Below are 21,050 nucleotides of genomic sequence, written 5' to 3' on the forward strand. Positions count from 1 at the left end.
ATATGTGCGCGCATGGCAGAACTCGTAATCCGGCGCGGCCTCGAAGAACCCGACACCACTGGCGAGTTCGTCCCCCACAAGCCCGAGCGCCCCGAAAAATCGATGGGCGGGCGGCCGTTCAAGCTCGTGTCCGATTATACCCCTAGCGGCGACCAGCCGACGGCTATTGCCGAGCTCGTCGGCTCCGCAAAGGAAGACGAACAGACGCAGGTCCTGCTCGGCGTGACCGGATCGGGCAAGACCTTCACCATGGCCAAGGTGATCGAGGAGTTGCAGCGCCCCGCCCTGATCCTCGCGCCGAACAAGATCCTCGCCGCGCAGCTCTATGGCGAATTCAAAAGCTTCTTCCCGGAAAACGCGGTCGAGTATTTCGTCAGCTATTACGACTACTACCAGCCCGAGGCCTACGTGCCGCGGTCCGACACCTACATCGAGAAGGAAAGCTCGGTAAACGAGGCGATCGACCGGATGCGCCATTCGGCGACGCGCGCGCTGCTGGAACGCGACGACGTGATCATCGTCGCCTCGGTGTCGTGCCTCTACGGTATCGGTTCGGTCGAAACTTACTCCGCGATGATTTTCGACATCGTGAAAGAGAGCACGGTCGACCAGCGCGAACTGATCCGCAAGCTCGTCGCCCTGCAATACAAGCGCAATGATGCCGCCTTCGCGCGCGGTAACTTCCGCGTGCGCGGCGACAGTCTCGAGATTTTCCCCTCGCATTACGAGGACATGGCCTGGCGGATCAGTTTCTTCGGCGACGAGATCGAGGAGATCAGCGAATTCGATCCGCTGACCGGCAAGAAGGGCGCGAGCCTCGACAAGGTGCGCGTCTATGCCAATTCGCACTACGTCACCCCCGGCCCGACGATGAAACAGGCCTCCGAAGCGATCAAGTTCGAGTTGCAGGAACGGCTCAAGGAATTGCACGAGGAAGGCCGGCTGCTCGAAGCACAGCGCCTCGAACAGCGAACCAATTTCGACCTAGAGATGATTGCCGCCACCGGCTCCTGCGCTGGCATCGAAAACTACAGTCGCTTCCTCACCGGCCGCCTTCCGGGCGAACCGCCGCCGACGCTGTTCGAATACCTGCCCGAAAATGCGCTCCTGTTCGTCGATGAAAGCCACCAGACCGTGCCGCAGATCGGCGCGATGGCGCGCGGGGACCACCGCCGCAAGCTGACGCTGGCCGAATACGGGTTCCGCCTGCCCTCCTGCATCGACAACCGACCGCTTCGCTTCAATGAATGGGACGCAATGCGCCCGCAGACCTTCTGCGTTTCGGCGACACCTGGCCCGTGGGAAATGGAGCAAACGGGCGGCGTTTTTGCCGAACAGGTCATCCGCCCGACGGGCCTCATCGACCCGCCGGTTGAGATCAAGCCGGTCGAGGACCAGGTCCAGGACTGCATCGAGGAATGCAAGAAGACCGCCAAGATGGGCTACCGCACCCTCGTCACCACGCTGACAAAGCGCATGGCCGAAGACTTGACCGAATTCATGCACGAAGCGGGGGTGAAGGTCCGCTATATGCACTCCGACGTGGAGACGCTCGAACGTATCGAACTGATCCGCGACTTGCGCCTTGGCGTTTACGACGTGCTGGTGGGGATCAACTTGCTGCGCGAAGGCCTCGACATCCCGGAATGCGGTCTGGTCTGCATCCTCGATGCGGACAAAGAAGGCTTTCTGCGCAGCGAGACGAGCCTCGTCCAGACCATCGGCCGCGCGGCGCGCAACGTCGAAGGCCGCGTGATCCTCTATGCCGACCGCGTGACGGGATCGATGGAACGCGCGATGGCGGAAACTGACCGTCGCCGCGAAAAACAGAAGGCCTATAACGAAGAGCACGGCATCACGCCGAAGACAATCAAGCGCAACATCGCCGACATCGTCGCGCATACCGCATCGCAGGACGGGGTCACCGTCGATACAGGCGACGACGAGCGCAACAATCTCTTCGGCCACAACCTGCGCGCCTATATCGAGGACCTCGAGAAACGCATGCGCGCTGCTGCTGCCGACCTCGAATTCGAGGAAGCTGGACGCCTGCGCGACGAGATCCGCCGTCTAGAGAACGACGAGCTCGGGCTCGGTGACGAGGAAAAGAAGGCACCGCGCGTCGGCCGCAGCGATGCAGGCCGCCCGGGCACGCGCAAGACCCGCTATGGTAAGACGCGCTACAAGCGGATGGGCGGCAAGCCCTAGCCAGCGCCCATGTAGCCAGCCGACGAAACTCAGCCAGCACTCGACGAACGACACTGGCCAATCGCTCTCTGCTACTTTACATGTATATACATCGAATAACGGGGAGTTTAACGATGAAGAAGTCCAGAATTCTTGGTACCGCCCTTTCGGCCATCCTGGCCAGCGGCACCTGCGGTGCAGCATTTGCCCAGACGACATTGGGTGTGAGCGATCCTTCCGCCTTCCTGATGGAGGAAGCCGACGAGATCGCATTGAGCCGCTCGGCTGCCCCGTCGGCGATATCCGACCAGGCCAGCGTTCTCGTCCTGGAAGGGGATGGCGGCTACCGGACGGCAGTCGAGGGTACGAATGGCTGGACGTGCTTTACCGGCCGGGCCTGGACTGCGCCCGCCCGTTTCAGCGAAGGCAAACGCGTCTGGAGCGAGAACAACTTCGATCCGAAAATCCGTGCGCCGCAATGCTTCAACGCGGCCGCCGCGCCTTCGATGCTCAAGGTTCACCGCATTGCCACCTGGCATTTCATGCAAGGGGCCACCACTACAGAAGTCGACCTCGCGATTGGAGAAGCGCTGACCACAGGGGCGATTGCCATGCCTGATGACGGGGCAATGTCCTACATGTTCTCGCCGCGCCAGGTCCTCACGCCCGATGGCGGCAGGTTTCATCCGCATGTCATGCTCTACATGCCGCACGTCACGCAGGACAGCTATGGCCGGGGCAGCCCGATGCAGGGCGTACCGATGGTGACCGAAAGCGGATCGATGTTCGCAACCGTGGTGATTCTCTCCCCCATGTGGTCCGACGGCACCTCGGCACACTGAGGCTGGCGAATTGTAATTCCCGCCCGATCATGCAACTTCGCTCTGAAGTCCCTGGGGTGAAGTTGAATGGACGATATGCGCGATCAGGCTGTGCAAATGCTGCGCGGCTGCGTTGCCGGACGCACGCACCAGATCGCGCGTATCGTTTCGGCGCGTTACGATCAGGCCCTGCGACAGCACGGTGTCACGTCGAACCAGCTGACGCTGCTCTGTCTCGTCTCCATGCTCCAGCCCGTCCGTCCAGCCGACATGCTGGGCTATTTGCAGATGGAACAATCGACGCTCAGCCGGAATCTCGAACGGCTCGAGAAACACGAGTGGGTCAGGAGGTTGTCCGATCCGGAAGACAATCGGGCGGTCAAGTTCGAACTGACGGCGGTCGGCACGGCCAAGCTGCGCGAGGCCTATGCCGGGTGGCAAGAGGCCCAGGAATGGGCGGAATCGGCGTTGGGGCAGGACAATATCGGCGGGCTCGAGAGGACGGCACATCGGCTCAATCCGCTCGTGCCGGTTCGAAAAGGCTGAGGCTAGAAGCCCGATAGCCTGCCAGACTTCGACCGGGGGCCGCATCGACTCGACGAGCGCCTCTCCGACCCCTTCTCGTATCTGGCCACCCCGTTCACACTCGCCCTCAGATCACCAAGGGGAGATTCGATGAAACTGCATGTTACCGTGGCCACCGCACTGGCCCTGTCGCTCGCCGCCTGCTCGCAGCCGGCTACCGAAGAGGCGGAAACCGAAACCGCCGCACAGGCCCTCTCGCTGGAAGCGCTCGATGCAGCTGTTGCGAACGAAGCCCGGCCCGAACAGGCGCGCGAGCTGGATGCGAGCCGCAAGCCGGCTGCGGTGCTGGCATTCCTCGGCCTTGAGGAAGGAGATACTGCCGCCGACCTCGTTTCCGGCGGTGGCTATTGGGCGGAAATCCTGGCCAAGGCTGTCGGCCCGGACGGCAGCGTGACGGCCTTCGAGCCGGAGCAGTTCTACAACGAAGAGGTTTGGACCGCTCTGGACGAACGCGAACCCGGCATCGCGCTCGAACGCTATCGGATGGAAGATTTCCAGTCCGGCGAGGCACGGTTCGATTTCGCGGTCATGAACCTCGTCTACCACGACCTGTACTGGGAATCGGAACAGTATGACGTTCCGCGTTCCGAACCGCAGGATTACCTCGCCAGCCTCTATTCGATCATGAAGCCCGGCGGCATTGTCGGCGTCATCGACCACGTCGGCAATGAAGGTGACACGCGCAAGACCGTGGAGGATTTCCACCGGATCGACCCGGCAGTCGTGCGCGCTGACTTCGAGAAGGCCGGTTTCGTGCTCGAGTCCGAGAGTGCCATGCTCGCTAATCCCGAAGACGGGCACGACACGAGCGTGTTCGATCCCGCCATCCGCGGCAAGACCGATCGCTTCATCATGAAGTTCGTGAAGCCCGAGGCCTAGCCGCAGCCGCGCTCGACCTCAGCCCACGAGGCGCAGTCGAGCTTGCCGAATACGATCTCGCGCGGCTCCAACCACTGGCCGTCGTGCCATTGGCTGGTGGTCGCGCGATATCGACCGTCTGGCAAGAATGATCCGGTACCCTTGAAGCGCATTTCGCTGCCATCGCGCGCAGTGTGCACGATGTCCTTGAAGCGGACTTCGCTATCTCCCGAAGCAATCGCGCCATGCTGGATGGCGCCGAGCGAAGTGTAGTAGGTATAGCGCGGCTGGCCCGTGGCGGGATCGGCGAAGTAGATCGTCTCGCCCGAATAGCTGCCATCGATACCGCGCACCGTGTGGCGCGACTTCAGGAAGCCTCCCGCCATCTGCTCGACGCACATCACATCATAGGCGGGACCATCACCGAACATCCCCTTCCAGCAGGACCCGGCGAGAGGTTTCAGGAAATCGAGCGCGGCGCTGTCCTGTCGGCTGCGCCTGATGAAGAGCTGGTGGTTGCCCTGCACCCAGGTCTCGCCGCCATCGCTCGATCGCTCCATGCGCGATTCGAAGCGATCGTCGCTCACGTTGAACCGTGTGAAACGCAGCTTGATCGTGCTGCCATCGGGGTTGGTGACGACAGGCGTCTCGCGCGTTTCTGTGGTGTCGGGGCCGGTCATTACCCAGAGCCTGCCGTCGGGCCCGACCGAGACCATCTCGACCTCGGAAGTGCCGGGGCGGTGATAGAACAGGATCGCGGACCGCATGTAGAACTGCGGGATCTCCGATTGGCCGCGCAGGATCTTGTCCTCGGTCACCCAATCGAACGTGTAGGTACCATCCGCCTCGCCCGCGACACTGCCATCGTCCCGGTAGAATGTGGTTACGACATCCCATGTGCCGACCGCCTGTCTTAGTTGGGTGATCGCCGGCACGACCTCATCGGCCGTTTCCTCGGCCAAAGCCTGAGGTGGTGCCAGCATCAGCGCCAGGCTCGCGAGAACGATTTTGCGGATCATCGGCAGTCTCCCTATTGCACCGGGAATTGTCCTGCCGACACTCCCCGGCGCAACCGCTATTCGATCAGGCGTCAACCCATCAGGCCCAACACCAATCCGTAAAGCGTGAATTGGAGCGTGTGGTAGCCGCCGTTGATCAGCCACAGCTTCATCGATTTGTGCTCGAAGAGGTAGTTGATCCCGAAGCTCGCGGCGACCCAGGCAAAGCCCGCGGCAAAGCCCACACCGACAGCGAATTCAAGCGGCTGGTCGGGGCCGAGGAACATGGCGAATACGAAGGCTGCGAGCAGCGAGAGCACGAGCGAAATCCCGTAGATCTTCGCCGGATTGCCCGATTTGAGCTGCTCGTCGCTCAGGCCGGTCTCGGCCTGCCATGCCTTGCCGAACAGCGGCCCGTACCACAGCCCGCCAAGCACGAAGGCGGAGACACCCGCCACCACGATCGCAATCCAGTTGATCTCCATCACAACTTCTCCCCTTGTTGATCCTGATTGAGCCGCGCCTTCGCTTCGAGCGCGTCGAGATAGGTCCTCAGCACTTCGACATTGCGATCGAAGTGGCCGATGTCGCGGTGCGTGCGCGCCTGCATGATCGCGCCTTCCATGATGGTGAGGATGAACTCGGCCACGGCCTTGTGATCGGTGTCGGCTGGCAGGCGGTCGCCCGCCTCGTGCAGGCAGCGCTCGACGCCCTCAACCCAATTGGCGAAGTTCACCGCCAGCAGGTCGCGCACCTTGGGATCGGGCTCGTGCAGTTCGAGCGCGAGGCTGCCGATCGGGCAGCCATACATGAAGTCGCTCGAGGCGAGATGCATGCGGTATCCGTTGAGCAGCGCAAAAATCCGCTCGATCGGGTCGTCCACCCCGGCCCAGGCATGGGCGAACAGGTTCTCGTCGATCCCGTCGCGATACCATTCGAGCACGGCGACGAGCACATCCTGCTTGCCGGGAAAGAAGTGATAGAGGCTGCCCGAATGGACCTGGCTGCGACTGAGAATGTCGGAGATAGAGGTCGACTGGTATCCCTTTACCCAGAACAGTTCGAGCGCCGTCTGGACGATCTTTTCACGGGTCGCGGTGTTCATCGAGTCGCTCCACTTGAATGGTCAATCAAGTGTTGATTGAACGATCAATCAAGTCACGTCAAGCCCTTCGAAGATGCGCTTATGCCGCCTGTCGACTGGGATGCGCTATCCTCACCCCACGTGCTATCGGGGGCAGAGGGAGGACGAAAATGGCTAGACACGATTGCGATCCGGACGGGGTAAGGCTGCCGATCCGCATCGACAGTACGAGCAATGGCGAATTCCTGCCGCCGGCGCTGACGCGCAGCCAGCAACTCACCAACGAGCTCGCCCATCGGGCCGCGGACGAGAACTCCAAGCGGCTCGGTCTCGGACGGCGCGCTTTCCTGGTTTCATCGGCCGGGGCCGCGGCAAGCCTGGCAGCCTGCAACACTGCAAACCCCGATGCGGGCGGACGCTATGCTGTCCCCGCCGAAGCAGGCCTCGACAATGCGCTCGCATCTTCCATCCTGACTGGCGACGAGTTCATCTTCGACGTCCAGACCCACTGCGTCGATCCGTCAGGCGCGTGGCGCGTGGGGCAGGAAGGCGAAATCTGGAACGCGGTGCTCACGCAGGCCTTCGGACAATATGCGAAGTGCGGCGAGAGCGGCTACGATTGCTATTCGGCCCAGACGCTCGCGAAAGAGGTCTTCCTCGACAGCGATACCGACGCTGCGGTCGTTTCCGCGCTCTGGGGTAGCCAGGCGAGCAATCCCACACCTACCGACTACGCCGCCGAAGCGCGCGAGATCATCGAGAGCATCGGCGGCAGCGACGCACGCTGCCTGATCCACGGCGGCCTCCTGCCCAACGACCCGGGCGATCTCGACGCGATGCAGGAGAAGGTCGAAACCTACGGCGTCGATGCCTGGAAGATGTACCCGCAATGGGGACCGGACGGGACCGGCTACTTCCTCGATTCCAGCGATCACGCCGCGCGCGCATTCGAGAAGGCGCGCGAACTCGGCGTGACCACTATTGCGGTGCACAAGGGCGTGCCGCTCTACGGGCTGGAGTACGAATATTCATCCCCGCGCGACATGGGACCTGCCGCAGCGCAGAACCCCGATCTCACCTTCCTCGTCTATCATTCCGGTTGGGAGCCGGGCAAAGCCGAGGGCGCCTACAATCCCGAGCAACCCGAAGGAGCCGACCGGCTGATAAAGTCGCGACTGGATGCGGGCCTCAAACCGAACGAGGGCAATCTCTATGCCGAACTCGGCTCGGTGTGGCGCTATCACATGGGCCGACCCGACGAGGCCGCGCACCTGATGGGCAAGCTGCTGAAATATTTCGGCGAAGACCGCATCATGTGGGGCACGGACAGCATCTGGTTCGGCAGCCCGCAGGACCAGATCCAGGCCTTTCGCGCCTTCGAGATCAGCGAGGAATACCAGGAACGCTACGGATATCCCGCGCTAACGGCAGAGGCCAAGCGCAAGATTTTCGGCCTCAACGGCGCGCGGGTCTACGGGCTCGACCCGGCGGAGTTTGCGCGGACGGACAGCCTCGAGGAACTGCGTGCCGATAACCGCTTAGAGGCCAATCCGAGCTTCGCGACCTACGGACCCCAGAACCGCCGCGACTTCCTGTCGTTGTGGTCCGAACATCGCGGACGGCCCGGTTGATCGCCAGTCTGTGGATGGCGCGGGGTGAATGGCGTTGACCGGTTTCGAACGCATGGCATAGCTGCGCCGATGGTTCGCACCTCCGCCCTTTTTCTGCTGTACCTTCTGGCCGCCTGCAAGCCGCCCGCATCGCAAGATTACGCCGCGCGCGCGCAGATGAGCCCTGAACGCACCGCGCCTGGCGCGCCAGTCGATTCGCCCGATGTCGAGGGCGCGACCTGGGCACCCAGCCCGTCGAGCGGCCGCCTACTCTATGGCAAGCCGGGAGAGGCCCCGTTCTTCTCGCTCGCATGCGAGAACGGAAATTTTGTCTACACACGATATGTCGCCGCCGATCGCGGAGCGAAGGCTGTGCTGGCGCTGATCGGCAACGGGCATGTCGAGCGGCTTTGGATCGATGCCGAGCAGGATGGTACGGACGAAAACAGCGCCTATCTGTGGCGCGGACAGATTGTCGCGAGTGACCCTCGGCTAGACGTGCTGACCGGCCCGCGCCGGGTGGAGGCCACCGTTCCGGGCGCCGGCTCGCTGATCCTCAATGCCAGCAGCGCGCCTGGCGAATTCATCACTCGCTGCGCCGGTCTGCTTCCCCAGCCGCAAGATCCACCAGGAGATCCGGCGTAAGCACCTGCGGCAATTGCCGCGCGTCGCCGCCTGGTGGATACCAGAGATAGAGCGGGACGCCCGCCGCACCCTGTTGCGCTAGGAAACCGGCAATCTCCTCGTCGCGCAGAGTCCAGTCGCCGCGCAGCGTCATGACGCCTGCTTCCTCGAAGGCCTTACGCGTCTCTTCCCGCTCGATGGCGACCTGCTCGTTGACCTTGCAGGTTAGGCACCAGTCGGCAGTGAACCACACGAAGACGGGCTTCCCTGAAGTGCGCGCCTCGGCCAGTGCTGCTTCGGAGAAAACCCCCGGATCGAGCACGCTTTCGGCTGCTTCCAACGCGCGTGGCTGTGGCGCTGGCACGATCGAGAGCGCGAAAATCACGAGGGCGACAACACTTGCGAAGAACAGCCTGTCACCTCCCTGCTCTCTGGCCTGCCGCCGGCCGAGCGATGCGAGCAAGGCCAGCAGGACCAGCGTCACGACGCCCAGCATGACAAGCCAAAAATCGTCAGCGATCCGCCAGAGCAGCCATGCCAATGCGAGCACGGTGAGCCCCATCGGCACCGCCATCCACCGGCGGAACCGCTCCATCCAGGCGCCGGGCTTCGGAAGCTTCCGCCGCCACGCGGGAATGAAACCGAGCAGGAGGAAAGGCAGCGCAAGTCCCACGCCCAGCGCGGTGAAGATCGCGAAGCCTTCAATCGGCCGAAGCACGAGCGCAGCGCCGAGCGCCAGCGCCATGAAAGGTCCGGTGCATGGCGTCGCGACGAAGGCAGCCAGCAAACCGGTGCCGAATGAGCCGCGCATCGATGCCCTGCCGCCTGCAATGGCCATACCGGGCACTTGGAAAAGCCCCAGGAAGTTGGCCGTAATCGCTACCGCAAGAAGGAAGAGGCCGCCCACCACACGCGGCTCCTGAAGCTGGAACGCCCAGCCGACCTGCTCACCCGCCGAACGCAGCAGCAGGATCAGCGCGCCGAGCGCGGCGCAGGCAAGCACCACGCCCGCCGTATAGGCCAGCGCATCACGGCGCGCGCTTGCCTCGTCGCCCCCGGCCTTGGCCAGCGCGAGCGCCTTGAGGCTCAGGATCGGGAAAACGCAGGGCATGATGTTGAGCAGAAGGCCGCCTGCAAGTGAGGCGATCAGCAAGATCCATAGGGACGGCATGTCCACCGGCCCGCGGATCGGCTTCACGCCTTCGAGCGGCACATCTCGCGGCTCGGCGCGGAAGCGGACACCCTGCCCGCTACCGAATGAAAGGATGCCCTCCAGCACCTCGGGCGTGGGGGCATCTTCGGCAATTTCCGTGCGCTCGAGCGGCATCTCGACCACCAGGAGATTGCCTTCGCCCACCAGCGTCTGGACGCCGGCGTAATCGGGTCTCAGGCCGCCACCTAGCTCGGTATTGGCGAGAAACATATGCACATCGCCGACCTGCATGCCTTCGGGAATCGGAAAGCCAACGCGCAGCCGGTCGCGCACGATTTCGAAGCCCGCAGTGCTGTCGAGCAAGGGCGCAATTTGCGCGCGCCAGGCGTCGAAATCGCCCCCTGTCTGCACACGCAATGCTGCATCCTGAGGGACGCAGATACGGTCGGTGCATGCCAGATAGGATACGAAGCCGGTGATCGGCGCAATATTCTGGACCGCGGCCTGTTCTGGCACCTCTATGGGTACCAACACTGCATACTCGCCCTCGTAGATGTGGTTCATCAAACCAGCGGTCACCAGCGTTTGCGGCACGGGATAGAGCGGCTCACCCGCCTCCCAGCCTTCGGGCAAGTTCAATTGCAGGTCCATTCCCTGCCCCGCATCGCCGGGATTGGACCAGTATCCGTGCCATTCCTCGCTGCTCGGCGCGAAGTGGAGCGCAAGCATCCATGTTTCGCCCGGGACCGGCGCACCGTCGCTGCGCAACTCGACGGAAATATTCTCGTCGCCGAAACGCGCCTCTTGCGCACGCAGCGTGGCAGGCAGCAGGAGTGCCAGTGCCGCAAGCAGCAGCGCCCAGTGCCAGCGCCATCCGTCCATTCTGCTTGCTTCGGTCACGCTCGCCGCATTAGGGACTGCCCCCATGACAGACAAGCGCGACTTGCTCATCCTTGGCGGCGGACTCGTCGGCACCACTTTGGCGCTGGCGGCGGCGAAAAAGGGCCTTTCCAGCCACTTGGTCGATCGAGCCGATCCGGCAGACCTCACCGCCGAAAGTTTCGATGGCCGCGCCTCGGCGATCTCGACCGCCAGCTGGCGCCTCTTTCGCAATATCGGCTTGGCCGAGAGCCTGGAAGAACATGGCTGCGAGATCGAGGCCATTGCCGTGCTCGACCAGATGAAGCCGGGCCGGATCGATTTCCGCCCCGAGCCGCATGAAGGCACTTTGGGACGCATGTTCGCCAACCGCCAGTTGCGGATCGCGCTCTATGACGCGGCCAAGGCCGAGCCGCTCATCACGCACCACGCGCCTGTCGACGTCGTCGAGCGGCACCGCGATGCCTTCTGCGTCAGCGCAACGCTGGCCGATGGCACCGTGCTGGAGGCCGATCTGCTTGTCGGTGCGGAGGGGCGCGGATCGCCTACTCGCGAGGAAGCCGAGCTCAAGATGGCGAGCTGGGATTATTCGCACCGCGCGATCATCACCGGGCTCAACCATTCGAAGCCGCATGAAGGCGTCGCATGGGAGATCTTCTACGAGGACGGGCCCTTCGCCCTCCTCCCGCTGCTCGACGGTCCGGACGGAACGCATCGCAGCGCGCTGGTATGGACGGTGGACGAGAAGGATGCCGCGGGCGTGCTCAAGATGGGCGACCGCGCCTTCCTTGCCGAAGTCGAGAAGCGCATGGGCGATATCCTGGGCAAGCTCGAACTCAACAGCGGAAGGTCCTCCTACCCTCTGAGCTTCCAGCATACGGCGCGGATCGTCGGCGAACGCATGGCGCTGATTGGGGACAGCGCACATGGGATGCACCCGATTGCGGGACAGGGCCTCAACCTCGGCCTGCGCGATGTAGGGGCGCTGGTGGAAGTGCTGGAAGAGGCGCGCCGTTTGGGCCTCGACCTCGGCGATGCGCAGGTGCTCGAGCGTTACGAGAAGTGGCGCGCACTCGATTCCATCATGGTCATGGGCGCGACCGACACGCTCACCCGCCTGTTCGGTGTCCCCGGCAGGACCGCCAGCGCGGTGCGCCGCCTCGGCATGGCCGGCGTCCAGCGCAGCGGCTGGCTGAAGAAGTTCTTCATGGACGAGGCGCGAGGCGTCTCTGGCGACGTTCCCGAACTGATGAAGGCCTGAAGCCTACTCTTCGGCAGGACTGGGCTGCGAAATCCGGTTACCCATCCCGTCGCGCAGGCGGCGCGGTTCGAGCACGGCGGCGGTTTCGATCAGGTCCAGCGCCTGCTGCGTCGCGGCATAGCGTTCGGCGTCGCGCAGCCACCCTTGGGCATTGCTCGCCCCGGGCATGTTCCGCACTTCTGCAATCGCGCTGTTCGTCCTTCCGCTGAGCAGGAACAGCCGCGCGCGTTCGATCCGCATTTCGGGCTGCGGCGAGGGTGCGCTTTCGCGGCGGACGGTGAACAGGGCAGCCAACTCTTCGGTAAAGCGCTCGAACCCTCCGCGATCCTCCCCGCTCTGCAGTTGCGGTGCGAGTCCGTCGAGCCGGGCGGTCAGCTGGTCGAGCGTGACCGGATCGCGCGAAAAAGTGAGGATGGTATTCACCGCATTGGGCAGCGCATCGCCGAAGCGCAGCCGCAGCTGGTCGGCGAGATAGCCAAGCTCTGCTCCCTTGTTGATAGCGCGACGGATGGCAAAGGCGATCAGCAGGCCTTCGGCGCGCGCGGCATTGCCGGCGGCTGCCTGTGCCTGGAGATCAAGACGCGCGAGACGCTGTTCGGCGGCGGCAAGACGTTGATCGATGCCGCCCTGCTGCTCGGCCATCTGCTCGACCGCTTCCGCGGTTTCCGCAGCGGCGCGGCTGGCAGTCGCGGAGGGCGACGGGATCGGCGTATCGCTGGTTACCGGCGAGGCAAGCGCCGCCTGTGGTTCGTTTGTAGCGGGATCAACGTCAGTTTCGCCATCGTCCATCTGCCAGACGATGTAACCCACCAGGCCGGCTCCGAGCGCGAAAGACCCGGCAACCGCAAGCAGCATGGGCCGGATCTTGCCGGTCCCGCGCCGATTGTTCGAAAATGTGTCCATTCTATTCCAATCACGCTGGCCGGGCCGGTCGAACCGGCCTGCCAATCCCCCGCTTCAGCCTTGGCACAAAGCCTGCGCCAAGGCCAGTAGCTCGGCATCAAGAGGCTGCGCTGCGGTGTGGACAGATTGCCAGCCCCCGCCAGCCATGTCGGCGATGCGCGGGCCGAGCGCGGCGATGGTGAGCTTGCCGCGGTCGATCCCGAGCCGCTCGCATTCGGCACGCAGCCGCCGCGCCGCCTCGCCCGAATGGAGGAGTGCAACACCGCCGTCCTCGTGCATCGCCGCGGCGCATTCGTCAGAAACTTCAAGCGGCGTGGTGCGATAGACCACCCGCGTGTCGATCGTAATCCCGGCGGGAGGATCGAGCTCGACGCGCGCCTCTCCGCACAAGCGCAGCATCCTCAGCTCACGGCCAGCCAGCTCGTCGAGCAGGACCTGCAGCCCACCCTTGCCGGTCTTCGTGACCAGGAAACCCTTCTCGCGCGCGCCTTCGGCAGTGGCTTCGCCCACCGCATAGACGGGCAGTGTCTCCAGCTTGGGCAAGGATGTCCCCCCGTGGCGGAAGACATTGCTGCTGCCCACCAGCAGCGCGTCGTAATCCTCGACAGGCGGGGCTGACCACGAGACCGGCTCGACTTCGAAGAGGGGGCAGCCCGAAATTTCCAGACCTAGCGAACGCGCGGTCTCCAGCGTGACGCTAAGCCCGGGTTCGGGCCGGAAGACGAACAGTCGCTTCACGCTTGCGCACCGTTGAAATGGGCACGGACATGCTCAGGCGCCGCGTCCAGCATGTCGTGAGCAAGCTGCCGCGCAGCGTCGTGATTCCCCGGAGCGAATACGGCCTCGCGCCGGATGCAGATCGCGCCGTCGGGGCTGTATATCGCGGCAGTCATATGAAGCTCGCTCCCTTCGCGCCGGGTGAGCGCGGCGATGGGGCTGTGGCAAGTTCCTCCGAAGCCTTCGAGCAGGGCCCGTTCGGCTAGCACCTCTTCGCGGCTCGGCGTGTGGTCGATTGAGGCGAGCCAGTCGCGCGTCCTGCCATCGTCGGCGCAGCATTCGATCCCGATTGCGGCTTGCGCTGGAGCGGGAAGCCACTCCCCGGGATCGAGCCGTACCCCGACCGCCTCCTCGCCCAGCCGCGCGAGTCCGGCAGCGGCGAGGAAGGTCGCATCGGCCTCGCCAGCCTGCAGCTTCGCCATCCGCGTCGCCACATTGCCGCGAATGCCGACCACTTCTAGATCGGGCCGCGCGTGGAGCAGTTGGGCCGCACGGCGCGGCGCGCTGGTGCCAACTTTCGACCCGGGCGGGATGGCAGAGATCGACCGCGCACCGAGCAAGACGTCGGCCTTGTCCGCGCGCGGCAGGATTGCGCCGATAGCGAAATCGTCCGGCCGAAGCGTCTCGACGTCTTTCATCGAGTGGACGGCTGCGTCGATCCGCCCCTCGTCAAGCCAGTTGTCGAGTTCGCGCGTCCACAGCGCCTTCCCGCCGATATCGGCGAGCGGCCGATCCTGGATCTTGTCCCCGCTGGCAATCACGGGGACGAGCTCAATCTGCGCCTCGTCCCAGCCATGCGCCGCGCACAAACGCGAGCGCGCCTCATGCGCCTGCGCCATGGCAAGCGGAGAGCGGCGGGTTCCGAGGCGAATGAGCGGCTTGTCAGGCATGGCGGGCGCTTGCCCTAGCGAGCGATCCCGCTAAGGGGAAGCGCAATGACACTGGTTCTGGGCATCGAAAGCAGCTGCGACGAAACCGCGGCAGCGCTGGTCGACGGCGAGAGACGTATCGTGGCACAGCGCATCGCTTCGCAGGATGCCGAGCACGCGCCTTTCGGCGGCGTCGTGCCGGAGATCGCTGCGCGCGCCCATGCCGAGCGATTGGCGCCGATGATCGAGGCGGTCCTGGCAGATGCCGACGTGTCGCTAAGCGATCTCGACGCGATTGCAGCGACCGCCGGGCCAGGCCTCATTGGCGGGGTGATGGTCGGGCTGGTCAGCGCCAAGGCCCTTGCCATGGCAGGTGACGTGCCGCTGATCGCAGTGAACCACCTCGAAGGCCACGCGCTGAGCCCGCGGCTTGCCGACGAGACGCTCGAATTTCCCTACGCGCTCCTGCTAGTTTCGGGAGGCCATTGCCAGATACTGCGGGTCGATGGCGTGGGCCAATACCGCCGCCTTGCGACGACAATCGACGATGCGCTGGGCGAGGCCTTCGACAAGACCGCCAAAATCCTCGGCCTCGGATTTCCTGGCGGCCCGGCGGTGGAGAGGGTGGCAAAGGAAGGCGATCCAAAGGCAGTCCCCCTGCCGCGCCCGATGGTCGGCAGCGGCGAACCCCATTTCTCCTTCGCCGGCCTCAAGAGCGCCGTTTTGCGCGCGCATGAAAGCGGCAAGTACCAGCCAGCCGACATTGCCGCTAGCTTCCAGCAGGCCGCGATCGATTGCGTGGTCGACCGTCTGCGCATTGCGCTCGCCCAAATGTCCGATTGCCGCACGCTCGTGGTGGCAGGCGGTGTCGCTGCCAACGCCTCGGTTCGCAGCGCGCTGGGACAGCTCGCTGCCGCACACGACATGCGTTTCACCGCCCCGCCACCCAGATTGTGCACGGATAATGCAGCCATGATCGCCTGGGCTGGTATAGAGCGGCTAGGCATGGACAATTTCGCCCCCGACCCGCTCGAGATATCGGCAAGGCCGCGCTGGCCGCTCGATCCGGAAGCGGAGCCGGTGCGCGGCGCAGGAGTGAAAGCATGACAATCGGGGTCCTGGGGGCAGGCGCATGGGGAACCGCGCTTGCGCAGATGGTGGCAAGCGACGGGACCGAGATCCTGCTCTGGGCGCGCGAGACGGAGCTCGTGGAAGAGATCAACTCTGCGCGCACCAACACGATCTACCTGCCGAGCGCCACGCTACACGACACTATCCGCGCGACCGATGACCTCAGCCGGATGGCCGATCTCGACGTGCTGCTGGTTGTCACGCCTGCACAGCATATGGGCAAGGTTCTCGAAGCGATGCCCGGCCATCCGCGCGATCTCGTCCTGTGTTCTAAGGGGATCGAGGCTGGCACGGGGCGGCTTATGAACCACGTCGCGCGCGACGTGGCACCGGGTAGCAAGATCGCGGTACTGTCCGGCCCTACCTTTGCGCATGAAGTAGCCGCGGGTCTCCCCGCAGCCGTCACGCTCGCCTGCGGAGGCGGAGAAGCGCAGTGGGAACGGATTTCTCCCTACATCGCGAGACCCGCTTTCCGGCCATATTTTTCCGATGACGTGACGGGGGCGGAGATCGGCGGGGCGGTCAAGAATGTGCTCGCCATCGCCTGCGGGGTGGTCGACGGCCTTCAGCTCGGCCAGAATGCGCGCGCGGCGCTGATCGCGCGCGGCTATGCCGAGATGCTGCGCTTCGGAGAGGCAAAGGGCGCCAAGCCCGAAACGCTGACCGGCCTGTGCGGTCTCGGCGATCTCGTGCTGACCTGCTCTTCCACATCGAGCCGCAATTTCTCGCTCGGCAAGGCCTTGGGAGAAGGGCAGAAGGCAAGCGACCTTATGGCCGACCGCCGGACGGTGGCCGAGGGCGCGCACACTGCGCCCGTGCTGGTCGAGCTGGCCGCACGCTACGGCATCGCCATGCCGATCGTCACTGCCGTTTATGACTTACTCAAGGGCGACAATCCGGCGAAAGTGGTCAAGGGACTGCTGTCCCGCCCGCTCAAGGCCGAACAGGAAGCCGGCGCTTGAGCGATCCGACATCCCCTGCACCAGTTGATCCTGCCAAGGGCGGCGACGACATGGCGACGCTCGCCAAGGGCGGGCGCACCAATACGCTCGGTTTCTTCATCCGCCTGCTGGGCAACATCCCCTTCCTGTTCATCGGCTATAGGCTCTACGGGGTCGAGGCCATGGGGCGCTTCGCCGCAGCCTTCGTTGTCATCGAAATCTTCGCACTGGTCTGCGCGCTCGGCGAAAAGCGCGGCCTCGCGCAGCGGTTGACCGACGGCATAGAAGACGACAGGATCAGGCCCGCCAATCTCGTCTTCGACGGGATGCTGGCATCATTCGCCTTCGCGATCCTTGCCTGCGCCTTGCTGCTGGCCTTCCCGGTCATCATCTTCCCGAACGGGACCGGCAGCCAGTTCGACATGTGGATGATCGCAGCGATCCCCGCTTTCGCGCTCACCGAAATTCTGCTGGCAGCGCAGGCTTACCGCTATGATATCGCCACCACCGTGCGCGCCCGCGCCATTGTCGAGCCGTGGACGCGATCGATCTGCGTCGGCGCCTTCTTCTTCATTCCCGCGATCAAGGATGGCGGGCTCGCGCTCGCCTTTCTCGCTTCGATCTACGGCGGCCTCCTGACCGCTCTTTGGGCCTTCCTGCGAACCTATGGCCTGCCGAGCGGCTGGCGCCCCCGGCCGCGTTACCTGGGCAAGATGTCGGCCCGCGCACTCCCGCTCGTCGGCGCCGACGTGATCGAGCGCGGGACACGTTTGCTCGACGTCTTCCTGCTCGGCCAGTCGACCTCGGCCGCGGCGGTCGGCATCTACTTCTTTGCAAAGGAAGTGGTGAGCGTCCCGCAAAAGCTGAAGTCCAGCTTCGAACCGATCCTATCGCCAGTGATCACGAAAAACCTGAAGAGCGGGAACATGGGGGCCATCGCCGCGCAGGTGCGCCAGGTCGGATTCTGGATCATCGCGCTGCAGGCGGGAATCGCGCTGGCTCTTGCCATCCCGGGCGAGGCGGTCATGGGCCTTGGCGGACCTGCCATCGTTGGCGGTACGGGCGCGCTTGCGCTGTTGCTCGCGGCCGAGGTCGTGGCCTCGATGGCAGTCGTCTCCGAAAGCGTGTTGGTCTATATCGCGCGCAAGCGGAATTTGATGATCTCTATCGGTATCATCACGCTGCAAGCGGTTCTCACGCTAGGCCTCATCATGCTGGCCGACACCTATGGCATGAGCGAGGGCTTCAAGGCTGCGGGGGCGGCGCTTGCGCTGTTCATCGCGCTCGGCATTTCCAGCCTGATCAAGGCGCTGCTGCTCAAGTCGCTGCTCAAGGCGCCGGTCAGCAATTGGCGCTGGACGCTGGTCTGGGCGACCGCCCCGGCGGTCGTCGTGGGCTTCCTCGCCACGCAATTGCCCGAATGGGCAGAGCTGATCGTCGGCATCCCGGCGATCCTCGCTACCTACTTCTTCGTGATCTGGAAGCGCGGTTTCGGACCGGAAGACCGGATCCTGTTCAAGAAGAGCCAGAATCAGGGCGACTCAACTGCGCCGACCCCTTGAACAAGCCCTCGCGCGCTCTAGAGATAGTGGGCCATGAAACTGCCATCCAACTTCGCGATAATCCTCGGCGCCGCGCTGGTATCGGCGCTTGGTTTCGTTGCGAGCCAGCAAGGGGCGCAGGCGATGGCCGACCGGCTGCATGATGAGGCGGAGGCGGCGCTTGCCGAAGCCGGGACACCGCAGATCGATGCCCGCTTCGCCAATCGCTATGGCGCGCCCTCTCGCCACCCCGTCCTGTCGGGCGGCGAGACTCTCGACGACCCCATGCGTGCGCGCGCTGCGCAGGCGGTGGCTTCGATATCCGGGGTCGGCGGGGTCAGCTGGGTCGATGGTACGGTCAATGCCGAGAGCGGGGACCGGGCCTTCGAACCGCTTCACTGCCAGGAAGATGTCGACGGCCTGCTACGGACGCGGACGATCCGTTTCGAGGAGGCCAGCACTGCGCTGGTTCCAGCCAGTCGCATGCTGCTCGACGAGGTCGCCAATGCGCTCAAGCCCTGCGTTGGCGCGATCATCGCCATCAACGGACATACCGACAAGATCGGCGACGAAACGGCCAATGTCGCGCTGAGCATGGACCGCGCGCGCGTCGTTCGCGAAGCGCTGGTGCGCCGCGGCATTCCGCGCGACACCCTGCGCGCTCGCGGACTTGGCTCTTCCGAGCCCGTGCAGGGGCTGACGGCAGAGGACCCGGCCAATCGCCGGATCGAATTCTCGGTCATCCGGCTCGAACCGCTGACTCCCACCCCCGTCGATACGCCGGGACCGCGATAGATGCCGATCTGGTTCGAAGTCATCGCGCTGATGCTGGTCGCCTACGGGATCGGCCTGACGATTGGCTGGGCACTCTGGGGCCGCGCGGTGACCACCCCGGCTGACGAGAGTGACGACAAAGACGACAAGAAGGACGAATGATGAGCGAACTCCTCGCCGAAAACTGGATCCTGCTGGCGATTGCGCTGGTGATCGGGCTGATCGTCGCCTGGTTCCTCTTCCGCACCAACCGCCGCACCCGCGTCACCGGCGCAAGCAGGGACGTGCTTGACGAAGGCGCCGAGCGGGCGCAGCGCAATTCCGCCTTGGTCGATGCCGCACCGGCGGCCACTCGCGATCCTGCGCCGGTAACGAAGGTGAGTGACGGCAATGGCGACGACCTCACGCGCATCAAGGGCGTTGGCCCCAAGCTGGCCGCTACGCTCGAAAGCCTCGGCATCACCAGTTTCCGCCAGATCGCCGCATGGGACGATGCCGAAATCGACCGGATCGACAGCCAGCTCGGCCGCTTCGAGGGGCGCATCCGGCGTGACGACTGGAAGGGCCAGGCCGCACTGCTCGCAGACGGGAAAGGGGCCGAGTTCCAAAGCAAGTACGGGGCCGGCGCCTAGCGCTGGAACCAAATTCCCATCCGCCCATTAATCTTCATTGGGTCGGCGCAAACGAGGAGAGGCTGGATGGGACAGCAGCAGCTACGCGTACTTGTGGCAGAAGACGAGATGATCGTCGGCTACGACCTTTGCGATACCGTTTCGGAAGCAGGCTATCTGGTCGAAGGTCCGTTTGACGACCTCTCCAGCGCCATGCTCGCATACCAGAAAACCAAACCCGACGTGGCCATCCTCGATGTCCAGCTTGGCGATGGCATTGTCTACCCGCTCGCCGAGCAGATGATGGCCGAGAATGTGCCGGTTATCTTCCACTCTGGCCAGCTGACGCCCGAAGAGGTCGCGAGCCGCTTCCCCAACGCCCAGGCGCTGCAGAAGCCCTGCCCGCCGGCAGAGGTGATCCACTCGGTCCAGCGCGCCGCGCAGCACCATTGATCGCTTGACCTCGTCGGGGCGCGGAACATACCGCGCCCGCAATCCATTCCTTGGGTAACGCACTCCAAGGAAAGGAAAATCCATGTCCCTGCAAAGAATGGTCGACGCCCATCCCCAGGTCGATGACCGGACCGAAGAACTCGTCCTCGCCGCACGCCATGCCATGCTGTGTTCGCTCTTCTGCACCAGCTGTGCTGACGCCTGCGTGGCCGAGGACATGGATATGGCCCAGTGTATCCGCAACTGCCTCGATTGCGCGGATGTCTGCGCCGCCACCGCCCGCCTTGCCACGCGCCGCACTGCGCAGAACATCGATGTGCTGCGAAGCCAGCTCGAGACCTGCATCAAGGCTTGCGAGACCTGTGCCGAGGAATGTTCGGGCCATGACAACCCGCATTGCCAGCTGTGCGCCGAGATGTGCCGTGAATGTGCAGAAGACTGCCGCAAGGCTCTCCCTTTGGTGAACTAGAGATGGCCTAAAATTGCGTGCAAATTGCTGGGTCGTGATATGCTCGGGCCGCAATGTCCAAGCTCGCCACCTTCCTGGACCTCGATTCCGCGGACAAGATCGCCTCACTCGAGGCGATCATGCTGGTCCTCTACGCCAAGGCGCTGATCGCAAGCGTACCCCCGCGCCGCTGGCGCTCGCGGTTCGGCGCGGTCGCGCACCGGAATGGTGATGACACAGCCGACATAGCCACCGTCCGCCGGGTCCGGCTCGCGATCATGCGCGCGCTCAATAACGTGCCCGGCTCACCCCATTGCCTGCCCCAGGCGCTGGCGGCGCGATGGATGCTGGAGCGCCGCAGCATTCAGTCCAGCCTGTTCCTTGGGACACAACGCGACGAGGCCGGCCATCCGCGCTTTCACGCATGGCTGAAGGTGGGAGAGGAATGGGTGACCGGACTATGCGACGAGAGCAGCTACACCCTGCTCGTCCCCGGCACGGCGGAGACCGCGTGATTCCGCGCCCCAGCCCCTTGCACGCGC

23 protein-coding genes are annotated in these 21,050 nt (G+C 64.3%); 16 read left to right on the forward strand and 7 right to left on the reverse strand.

What is annotated here, in order from left to right; genetic code table 11:
• Positions 1-12: 12 nt before the first annotated feature.
• The 4 genes from uvrB to K3146_RS07015 all read left to right on the forward strand — a co-directional run bounded on the left by uvrB (position 13) and on the right by K3146_RS07015 (position 4,472).
• Positions 13-2,208, forward strand: coding sequence for an excinuclease ABC subunit UvrB (gene uvrB, locus K3146_RS07000; protein ID WP_221545562.1), 2,196 nt, complete (start codon positions 13-15; stop codon positions 2,206-2,208).
• A gap of 113 nt (positions 2,209-2,321) precedes the next feature.
• Complete coding sequence (locus tag K3146_RS07005; protein ID WP_221545563.1) at positions 2,322-3,029, forward strand: hypothetical protein; 708 nt, start codon at positions 2,322-2,324, stop codon at positions 3,027-3,029.
• 66 nt (positions 3,030-3,095) lie between these two features.
• Positions 3,096-3,554 (forward strand): MarR family winged helix-turn-helix transcriptional regulator, encoded by a 459-nt coding sequence (locus K3146_RS07010; RefSeq protein WP_221545564.1) that lies wholly within the window; start codon positions 3,096-3,098, stop codon positions 3,552-3,554.
• A 129-nt stretch (positions 3,555-3,683) separates the two neighbouring features.
• Positions 3,684-4,472, forward strand: coding sequence for a class I SAM-dependent methyltransferase (locus K3146_RS07015; RefSeq protein ID WP_221545565.1), 789 nt, complete (start codon positions 3,684-3,686; stop codon positions 4,470-4,472).
• Here the strand turns inward: K3146_RS07015 and K3146_RS07020 are convergent.
• The 3 genes from K3146_RS07020 to K3146_RS07030 all read right to left on the reverse strand — a co-directional run bounded on the left by K3146_RS07020 (position 4,469) and on the right by K3146_RS07030 (position 6,554).
• Positions 4,469-5,470 (reverse strand): hypothetical protein, encoded by a 1,002-nt coding sequence (locus K3146_RS07020; protein WP_221545566.1) that lies wholly within the window; start codon positions 5,468-5,470, stop codon positions 4,469-4,471. The genes K3146_RS07015 and K3146_RS07020 overlap by 4 nt on opposite strands.
• 71 nt (positions 5,471-5,541) lie before the next feature.
• Complete coding sequence (locus K3146_RS07025) at positions 5,542-5,934, reverse strand: DUF1761 domain-containing protein (RefSeq protein WP_247711153.1); 393 nt, start codon at positions 5,932-5,934, stop codon at positions 5,542-5,544.
• Positions 5,934-6,554, reverse strand: coding sequence for a TetR/AcrR family transcriptional regulator (locus tag K3146_RS07030; protein WP_221545568.1), 621 nt, complete (start codon positions 6,552-6,554; stop codon positions 5,934-5,936). Before K3146_RS07030 ends, K3146_RS07025 begins: the two co-directional genes overlap by 1 nt.
• A gap of 149 nt (positions 6,555-6,703) precedes the next feature.
• Here K3146_RS07030 and K3146_RS07035 point away from each other — a divergent pair, with 149 nt between their 5' ends.
• Positions 6,704-8,164 (forward strand): amidohydrolase family protein, encoded by a 1,461-nt coding sequence (locus K3146_RS07035; RefSeq protein ID WP_221545569.1) that lies wholly within the window; start codon positions 6,704-6,706, stop codon positions 8,162-8,164.
• 69 nt (positions 8,165-8,233) lie between these two features.
• On the forward strand, positions 8,234-8,788 hold the full coding sequence (locus tag K3146_RS07040; protein WP_221545570.1) for a hypothetical protein: 555 nt from the start codon (positions 8,234-8,236) through the stop codon (positions 8,786-8,788).
• Here the strand turns inward: K3146_RS07040 and K3146_RS07045 are convergent.
• On the reverse strand, positions 8,730-10,802 hold the full coding sequence (locus K3146_RS07045) for a protein-disulfide reductase DsbD family protein (protein ID WP_221545571.1): 2,073 nt from the start codon (positions 10,800-10,802) through the stop codon (positions 8,730-8,732). The two genes, K3146_RS07040 and K3146_RS07045, sit on opposite strands and share 59 nt — an antisense overlap.
• Positions 10,803-10,845: 43 nt before the next feature.
• On the opposite strand from K3146_RS07045, the gene K3146_RS07050 reads away from it, so the two are divergent.
• Positions 10,846-12,060, forward strand: a complete 1,215-nt coding sequence (locus tag K3146_RS07050) for an FAD-dependent monooxygenase (protein ID WP_221545572.1) — start codon at positions 10,846-10,848, stop codon at positions 12,058-12,060.
• 3 nt (positions 12,061-12,063) lie between these two features.
• Here the strand turns inward: K3146_RS07050 and K3146_RS07055 are convergent, their stop codons facing one another.
• From K3146_RS07055 to hemC, 3 genes are read right to left on the reverse strand one after another with little or no spacing between them, the layout of a single operon-like run.
• Positions 12,064-12,963 carry a hypothetical protein gene (locus K3146_RS07055; RefSeq protein WP_221545573.1) on the reverse strand — a complete coding sequence of 300 codons (900 nt, stop codon included), beginning with the start codon at positions 12,961-12,963 and terminating at the stop codon, positions 12,064-12,066.
• 54 nt (positions 12,964-13,017) lie between these two features.
• Complete coding sequence (locus K3146_RS07060) at positions 13,018-13,701, reverse strand: uroporphyrinogen-III synthase (RefSeq protein ID WP_221545574.1); 684 nt, start codon at positions 13,699-13,701, stop codon at positions 13,018-13,020.
• Positions 13,698-14,630, reverse strand: coding sequence for a hydroxymethylbilane synthase (hemC, locus tag K3146_RS07065; protein WP_221545575.1), 933 nt, complete (start codon positions 14,628-14,630; stop codon positions 13,698-13,700). Before hemC ends, K3146_RS07060 begins: the two co-directional genes overlap by 4 nt.
• A gap of 45 nt (positions 14,631-14,675) precedes the next feature.
• On the opposite strand from hemC, the gene tsaD reads away from it, so the two are divergent.
• From tsaD to K3146_RS07110, 9 genes are all read left to right on the forward strand, one after another.
• Complete coding sequence (gene tsaD / locus K3146_RS07070) at positions 14,676-15,716, forward strand: tRNA (adenosine(37)-N6)-threonylcarbamoyltransferase complex transferase subunit TsaD (RefSeq protein ID WP_221545576.1); 1,041 nt, start codon at positions 14,676-14,678, stop codon at positions 15,714-15,716.
• Complete coding sequence (locus tag K3146_RS07075; RefSeq protein WP_221545577.1) at positions 15,713-16,702, forward strand: NAD(P)H-dependent glycerol-3-phosphate dehydrogenase; 990 nt, start codon at positions 15,713-15,715, stop codon at positions 16,700-16,702. Before tsaD ends, K3146_RS07075 begins: the two co-directional genes overlap by 4 nt.
• A gap of 50 nt (positions 16,703-16,752) precedes the next feature.
• Complete coding sequence (locus K3146_RS07080) at positions 16,753-18,243, forward strand: lipopolysaccharide biosynthesis protein (RefSeq protein WP_221545900.1); 1,491 nt, start codon at positions 16,753-16,755, stop codon at positions 18,241-18,243.
• 33 nt (positions 18,244-18,276) lie between these two features.
• Complete coding sequence (locus K3146_RS07085) at positions 18,277-19,017, forward strand: OmpA family protein (protein ID WP_221545578.1); 741 nt, start codon at positions 18,277-18,279, stop codon at positions 19,015-19,017.
• Positions 19,018-19,158: a hypothetical protein gene (locus tag K3146_RS07090; RefSeq protein ID WP_221545579.1), complete on the forward strand. Its 141-nt coding sequence runs from the start codon at positions 19,018-19,020 to the stop codon at positions 19,156-19,158.
• Complete coding sequence (locus K3146_RS07095) at positions 19,158-19,628, forward strand: hypothetical protein (protein ID WP_221545580.1); 471 nt, start codon at positions 19,158-19,160, stop codon at positions 19,626-19,628. The genes K3146_RS07090 and K3146_RS07095 overlap by 1 nt, the downstream gene beginning before the upstream one ends.
• Positions 19,629-19,694: 66 nt before the next feature.
• Positions 19,695-20,060: a response regulator gene (locus tag K3146_RS07100; RefSeq protein WP_221545581.1), complete on the forward strand. Its 366-nt coding sequence runs from the start codon at positions 19,695-19,697 to the stop codon at positions 20,058-20,060.
• Positions 20,061-20,142: 82 nt separating this feature from the next.
• Positions 20,143-20,529 (forward strand): four-helix bundle copper-binding protein, encoded by a 387-nt coding sequence (locus K3146_RS07105; RefSeq protein WP_221545582.1) that lies wholly within the window; start codon positions 20,143-20,145, stop codon positions 20,527-20,529.
• A gap of 53 nt (positions 20,530-20,582) precedes the next feature.
• On the forward strand, positions 20,583-21,023 hold the full coding sequence (locus K3146_RS07110; protein WP_221545583.1) for a lasso peptide biosynthesis B2 protein: 441 nt from the start codon (positions 20,583-20,585) through the stop codon (positions 21,021-21,023).
• The last annotated feature ends 27 nt before the right edge of the window (positions 21,024-21,050 follow it).

Origin of the sequence: Qipengyuania vesicularis, assembly GCF_019711415.1 — a bacterium.
Classification (GTDB): Bacteria; Pseudomonadota; Alphaproteobacteria; order Sphingomonadales; family Sphingomonadaceae; genus Qipengyuania; species Qipengyuania vesicularis.

Excerpts from the sequence above, each read along its gene's own strand:
- K3146_RS07040 (WP_221545570.1), top strand. The coding sequence starts at position 8,234 with ATGGTTCGCACCTCCGCCCTTTTTCTGCTGTACCTTCTGGCCGCCTGC.
- K3146_RS07075 (WP_221545577.1), top strand. The coding sequence starts at position 15,713 with ATGACAATCGGGGTCCTGGGGGCAGGCGCATGGGGAACCGCGCTTGCG.
- K3146_RS07090 (WP_221545579.1), top strand. The coding sequence starts at position 19,018 with ATGCCGATCTGGTTCGAAGTCATCGCGCTGATGCTGGTCGCCTACGGG.
- K3146_RS07045 (WP_221545571.1), bottom strand. The coding sequence starts at position 10,802 with ATGGACGGATGGCGCTGGCACTGGGCGCTGCTGCTTGCGGCACTGGCA.
- K3146_RS07055 (WP_221545573.1), bottom strand. The coding sequence starts at position 12,963 with ATGGACACATTTTCGAACAATCGGCGCGGGACCGGCAAGATCCGGCCC.
- K3146_RS07050 (WP_221545572.1), top strand. The coding sequence starts at position 10,846 with ATGACAGACAAGCGCGACTTGCTCATCCTTGGCGGCGGACTCGTCGGC.
- tsaD (WP_221545576.1), top strand. The coding sequence starts at position 14,676 with ATGACACTGGTTCTGGGCATCGAAAGCAGCTGCGACGAAACCGCGGCA.
- K3146_RS07025 (WP_247711153.1), bottom strand. The coding sequence starts at position 5,934 with ATGGAGATCAACTGGATTGCGATCGTGGTGGCGGGTGTCTCCGCCTTC.
- hemC (WP_221545575.1), bottom strand. The coding sequence starts at position 14,630 with ATGCCTGACAAGCCGCTCATTCGCCTCGGAACCCGCCGCTCTCCGCTT.
- K3146_RS07105 (WP_221545582.1), top strand. The coding sequence starts at position 20,143 with ATGTCCCTGCAAAGAATGGTCGACGCCCATCCCCAGGTCGATGACCGG.
- K3146_RS07100 (WP_221545581.1), top strand. The coding sequence starts at position 19,695 with ATGGGACAGCAGCAGCTACGCGTACTTGTGGCAGAAGACGAGATGATC.
- uvrB (WP_221545562.1), top strand. The coding sequence starts at position 13 with ATGGCAGAACTCGTAATCCGGCGCGGCCTCGAAGAACCCGACACCACT.
- K3146_RS07030 (WP_221545568.1), bottom strand. The coding sequence starts at position 6,554 with ATGAACACCGCGACCCGTGAAAAGATCGTCCAGACGGCGCTCGAACTG.
- K3146_RS07035 (WP_221545569.1), top strand. The coding sequence starts at position 6,704 with ATGGCTAGACACGATTGCGATCCGGACGGGGTAAGGCTGCCGATCCGC.
- K3146_RS07095 (WP_221545580.1), top strand. The coding sequence starts at position 19,158 with ATGAGCGAACTCCTCGCCGAAAACTGGATCCTGCTGGCGATTGCGCTG.
- K3146_RS07015 (WP_221545565.1), top strand. The coding sequence starts at position 3,684 with ATGAAACTGCATGTTACCGTGGCCACCGCACTGGCCCTGTCGCTCGCC.
- K3146_RS07080 (WP_221545900.1), top strand. The coding sequence starts at position 16,753 with ATGGCGACGCTCGCCAAGGGCGGGCGCACCAATACGCTCGGTTTCTTC.
- K3146_RS07020 (WP_221545566.1), bottom strand. The coding sequence starts at position 5,470 with ATGATCCGCAAAATCGTTCTCGCGAGCCTGGCGCTGATGCTGGCACCA.
- K3146_RS07085 (WP_221545578.1), top strand. The coding sequence starts at position 18,277 with ATGAAACTGCCATCCAACTTCGCGATAATCCTCGGCGCCGCGCTGGTA.
- K3146_RS07110 (WP_221545583.1), top strand. The coding sequence starts at position 20,583 with ATGTCCAAGCTCGCCACCTTCCTGGACCTCGATTCCGCGGACAAGATC.
- K3146_RS07010 (WP_221545564.1), top strand. The coding sequence starts at position 3,096 with ATGGACGATATGCGCGATCAGGCTGTGCAAATGCTGCGCGGCTGCGTT.
- K3146_RS07005 (WP_221545563.1), top strand. The coding sequence starts at position 2,322 with ATGAAGAAGTCCAGAATTCTTGGTACCGCCCTTTCGGCCATCCTGGCC.